The organism is Kordia sp. (assembly GCF_045105435.1).
GTDB lineage: Bacteria > Bacteroidota > Bacteroidia > Flavobacteriales > Flavobacteriaceae > Kordia.
Map to the genome: position 1 here is coordinate 1 of NZ_JBGCDL010000304.1, position 5054 is coordinate 5054.

The 5054-nt window shown below is 36.1% G+C and carries 4 protein-coding genes and 1 pseudogene; 3 read left to right on the forward strand and 2 right to left on the reverse strand.

From position 1 onward, the window contains the following. Window positions 1-2657, reverse strand: a 2657-nt coding sequence (locus tag AB8B65_RS15520) for a hypothetical protein (protein WP_405302179.1), incomplete at its 3' end; no start/stop codon positions are given. Window positions 2658-2793: 136 nt separating this feature from the next. On the opposite strand from AB8B65_RS15520, the gene rsmI reads away from it, so the two are divergent. The 3 genes from rsmI to AB8B65_RS15535 are packed head-to-tail and all read left to right on the forward strand — an operon-like array spanning window position 2794 to window position 4568. Then, window positions 2794-3468, forward strand: a complete 675-nt coding sequence (rsmI, locus tag AB8B65_RS15525) for a 16S rRNA (cytidine(1402)-2'-O)-methyltransferase (protein WP_405302180.1) — start codon at window positions 2794-2796, stop codon at window positions 3466-3468. Between the two features lie 30 nt (window positions 3469-3498). After that, entirely contained in the window at window positions 3499-4140 is a 642-nt protein-coding gene (locus tag AB8B65_RS15530) for a hypothetical protein (protein WP_405302181.1), read from the forward strand. 32 nt (window positions 4141-4172) lie between these two features. Further along, window positions 4173-4568: a lysozyme inhibitor LprI family protein gene (locus AB8B65_RS15535; protein ID WP_405302182.1), complete on the forward strand. Its 396-nt coding sequence runs from the start codon at window positions 4173-4175 to the stop codon at window positions 4566-4568. A 320-nt stretch (window positions 4569-4888) separates the two neighbouring features. Here the strand turns inward: AB8B65_RS15535 and AB8B65_RS15540 are convergent. After that, a pseudogene (locus tag AB8B65_RS15540) lies at window positions 4889-5054 on the reverse strand (SAM-dependent methyltransferase); the annotation flags it as partial.

Here is a 5054-nt window from a genome sequence, read left to right on the forward strand (position 1 = left end):
AGGTTTGAAAAATTAGCAAACTCATTTGTGTACAATCCGCTTGTCGCAGAAGTAACTAAAACGGCAAAAGTACAGTTGGCAACACCATCTGGAATGACCAAATTGGCAATTCCCACAAAATCATCATTTGTTAAGCCAACAAAATCGGCTGTAGCGTCATTACTTTGTTCCCAATACGGATCGTCTGCTAAGACAATTCCCGCAGGTAAATTATCGGTAAAAGAAATTCCTGACTGCGCAATATTTCCAGGAACGTTTTCAATGGTAAACGTTAGCAAAGATGTTTCTGTCGCTGTAATTTCGTCTGGAGTAAATGTTTTTGTGACGCTTGGCGATAGTACTTGTACACTCGAAATAGAAATATTGGTGCTTGGTTCGGACTCTGTATTGTTTGCAGGATCGGGTTGTACTTCGGCAATGTTTGTAAATGAGCCTCCAAAATTGGGTGCTGTAACCGGAATTATGATTTGTATTGTTGCATCAGGATCTAGTAATGGAATAACTCCTAAAACTTCATTCGTAGTATTATCAACAGTAAACGTAGCTATACACGTAGCATTTCCGCTTGTTACAGTACAAGTTGGTGTGCCTGTAATGGTAAAAGCAGGATTTACCGTTGTTGTAAATATAGCATCAGTTGCGGTAGAACTTGTAAAACTATTGGTAATGTCAACAATCCAATTAAAATTTGAATTTACAGCAACTGTAGCTTGCGATGGAAAAGTTTGAATAATTAAATCGACACAAGAAGTTAAATACGTGATCTCGAAAGTTTGAAAACTCGTATCTAAGCTAAGGATTGTTGCCGAAGCGGCATTGGTTACAGGAACAACAGCATTTGAACATTGCGGATTCCAATTGACAACTACTTCAAAAGTAATTGAACTTTGTGCGGCAAGCATCCAGTTTTCAGCTGCTGTAATTTCCCAAAAAACCTCAGTTTGCGTTGTTAACGGAACGCCTATATTGGCATTTGGTATCGGAATACAATCGGCCGTTCCTGTAGTTCCTATACAGGTTACAGATTGTAATATTCCGGTGGCAACCGTATTACCGCCATAAAAATCGACCAAACTCAGTGGAACTTCATTTGTATTGTCATTTGTAACCGTGATATGATAGGTAATATCGCCCCATTGTACTGGATTATCCTCCGAACTTCCCAATGGCAAAGCAGGACTTACTTGCGTTTTTATAATACTTACACTATCAGGAAGAATACAATCATCTGTTCCCATAGATTGTGGTAATTGTATCGTATTGAACTCATTATTGTCGCCAGGCGCACAATCTACATGATCCAACATATTTACCGTTGTTCTAAAAGGCGAATCGATGATAGTATCTGTTGGACAATTAGGTTCTATATATTGCACTACAGTTTCTATGATAATTGTTGCTCCCGCAGGAATCGGAAAATCTTCTACCTGCCAAAATTGTTCATCAATATCAAAATTAATATCCGCACAAGTAACGCCACCAGTTGCACTCACACAGGTTATAGAAACAAACTGCCAAGAGATTCCTAAATTTTGTAAAAAAAACTGAATGCTGGTATCTAACGGTCCATTATTAGTCAATGTGGTTTGATAGGTTACCTGCTGATTCCAATCAGTAATTGGTGGTCCTGGAGCTGGATCTATTTGTTGCGTTGCAATAGAAACATCGGTACACGGACATATAGTTGAGTCTACTAAATCTGTGATTTCTATGTTTGATTGATCGGAAGCTGTATTAGGTTCTGCAAGTGCAATTTCGGCAAAACTCTGAATAATTATCAATTCTGATTCAAGTCCACAATCGCCATCAATATATTCAAAAACAGCACTAAATTTCAAACTCGATTGCGAAGGAAAAATAATTTCTTGTCCATAGGAATATATCGTAGTTATTGGTGATAACGTCACTGGATTTCCTGGAAGCGCACCAAAATCTGTTGGGCAAACCACACCATTTGTACTTTCTATACATTCTAATGATAGCAATCGGAGTTCTGTAGTACCATTTACGGAATTTGAAGCCAAACCGTGTAGCAATTGAAAATCATCAATTGGATACTGCGTAGTTCCGTTATTAGTGATAGTAAATTCGTAGGTAACTTGATCGCCCCATGCAGAAATTCCTGTTCCCGAAGTTGGGTTTACTTGTTGGTAAGTAACCGTAAAATCTAACGGTACATACGTCACATCCATAGAAATGATAGAAGTATTACCACTAGGCGATGTATCAGTTGTTCCCACAGGTGGCGTTACCGTAGCTGTTGTCGAAATTCCTCCTGAAAATTTGGGCGCTCTTACTAAAATTCGGATTTGTACACTGGAAGCTGTGGGCAAGTTGGGAAGCTCCGCAGTAGCAGTATTGGTATTTCCATCATATACAAAATTAATAGCATCAGCTGCACCACCAACTGCATTGAGACTTTCAAATGTTAACGCTGCAACATTTGGCGCAAATTCTTGTGTAAATGTAGCGTTACTAACATCGTTTCCAGAGTTACTTATGGTGGTAACATAGTAGAATTCTTCAAAAAGCACTACATTAGAAATTGGCGTTCCGCTAAGGTCAGTAGCTTCAATACTGGCAGATAAGTCTGTGGTTTGAGTCCATCCAACATAAAAACTGAACAAGCAAAAAACGGTTACGTATAGTTGTTTCATATTATTATAATGATGGGGGAAATCCAAAAAGGTTGCGTATATATAACAATTAAACCGGAGGAATTACGACATTTTATGTTGTAATAGTTATTTTTGAATCGAAATGTAACGGAAATTCCAATCGCAAAAAATCGTATTGATGAAACTTTATATTGTGCCAACACCTATCGGAAATTTACAAGATATGACTTTTAGAGCTATTGAAGTTTTAAAAAGTGTCGATATTATTTTGGCAGAAGATACACGCACGAGCGGAAAACTGTTGAAACATTTTGAAATTAGTACACACATGCAAAGTCACCACATGCACAACGAGCATAAAACGACTGAAGCTTTGATACAACGCATGAAAGCTGGTGAAACTTTTGCTTTAATTAGCGATGCTGGAACACCTGCAATTTCTGATCCTGGGTTTTTATTAACACGCGCCTGTATTGCCAATAATATTCCTGTGGAATGTTTGCCTGGCGCAACCGCTTTTGTACCTGCATTGGTAAATAGTGGTTTGCCAAACGATAAATTTGTATTTGAAGGGTTTTTGCCCGTAAAAAAAGGAAGGCAAACGCGTTTTAAGCTGTTGGCTGAAGAAACACGTACGATGATTTTTTACGAATCGCCACACAAACTTGTAAAAACCTTAGGTCATTTCTGTGAATATTTCGGCGAAGACCGACAGGTTTCAGTTTCTCGTGAACTTACTAAACTTTACGAAGAAAACATTCGCGGTACAGCAAAAGAAGTCTTAGCACATTATCAAAACAAACCGCCAAAAGGCGAAATTGTTGTTATTGTTGAAGGGAAAGGGAAATAGGCAGTGAGACTTTGAATAAAATTATTGTATTTGAAAAAACAACATAAAATTTGGCAAAATTATTGGCGACAAATAATGGGAAAACCATTAAATGTTGAGACTGATCCTGATTGTGATTTAGACTTACATTTTGACATTTGGGACTTAGAAAAAGACCTTTTTTTTAAACTATTTGAAAAATTTCCTAAAAGTCAAGAATTAGCAGAGAGAGCATATTTATTGAGATGGGGTGAATTGGGGGAACTAAATAACAAGCTATCAAGTGAAGAAGAACTAATTCAAGAAGCTAAAAAATCAATCCAAAGTATTTACAATCTATTTCCATCTGATGAGCTAAAAAATCCTAAAATTGTTGTGAAATATGGAAATGACAAACTTAGGCTTGAATTACTTAGCAAAGCAGGCTCGATTTCTACTGAAGTAGATGACGAATTATGTGACCTAATAGAAAAAGCGAATGGAGAAAACGGATATAATGCTTATTTTTTCTTGAGCGAACCAATGTATAGACTTTCTTCTTCATATATTCCAAGTAATTGGATTTTATGGACATTAACTGATCGAACCGACATTGACCCTTACACACCATTGTTAAAACTATACTACAATGATTGTGATGTAGCCTTAACAAATGACGGAGTTTTGATTTTTAAACTAAATAATGAAGAATAGATTACGCTTAATACCCTAACAAAACGTAGAAAATGAATCGAATACTATTTATATTATTTTTGGCTTTTAATTTGACTTGTTTTTCACAAACTCAAGCGGAAATGAACAAAACTGCTTATGCAGAATTTAGCAAGGCTGACAAAAAACTAAACGAAGTTTATCAAAAGATTTTAACTGAATATAAATCGGATTCAACCTTTATAAAAAGCTTAAAAAACGCACAACGAATTTGGATTAAATTTCGTGACGCTGAATTAGAAATGAAGTATCCGAATTATAAGGAACCTCATTATTATGGTTCTTCTCATCCAATGTGTAGCGCATTTTATTTAAAAAAATTGACTGAAGAAAGAACTGAAAAATTAATGGTTTGGTTAAATGGAATTAAAGAAGGTGATATGTGTTCAGGTTCAGTTAAAATGAATTAAAGACCTAATTCAATTTGAAAATTAGTGACAAAAATATATCTCAATAAACAGATTGCCACGTCATGCTTCCTCGCAAAGACGTTTCACATTTCAACTCTGCTCAATGTTCACACGCTAGTGCGAGTTCTCAAACTTGTGCCGACAAAAAAGCTGAAAAATTCGTGAATTCGTGGTAAAAAGTATCACACAGCAATAAGAAACAATTTAAAATTCAACATTTAGCATTTAAAATAAAAAAGTCTAAAAGCGTTTACACTGAGCTTGTCGAAGTGAAGCGATCTAGTATCTAATAGCCACAGCGGTCTAACAGCGAAGCGAATCTAAAAAACAGTATACAAAGTCGTTACAATCACACCTTTTCCATTTTTTGGTACAATCGATAGTAATTGTTTTGCTGCTTTCACTTTAAAATAAAACGGAGAAACCAATACGTCTATTCCACTTTGTTTTTTAAGTCGAATGCCTTGACCTGAAATGATATCTTTA

Coding starts and splice junctions, on each gene's coding strand:
- AB8B65_RS15535 (WP_405302182.1), top strand. CDS start 4,173: ATGAATCGAATACTATTTATATTATTTTTGGCTTTTAATTTGACTTGT.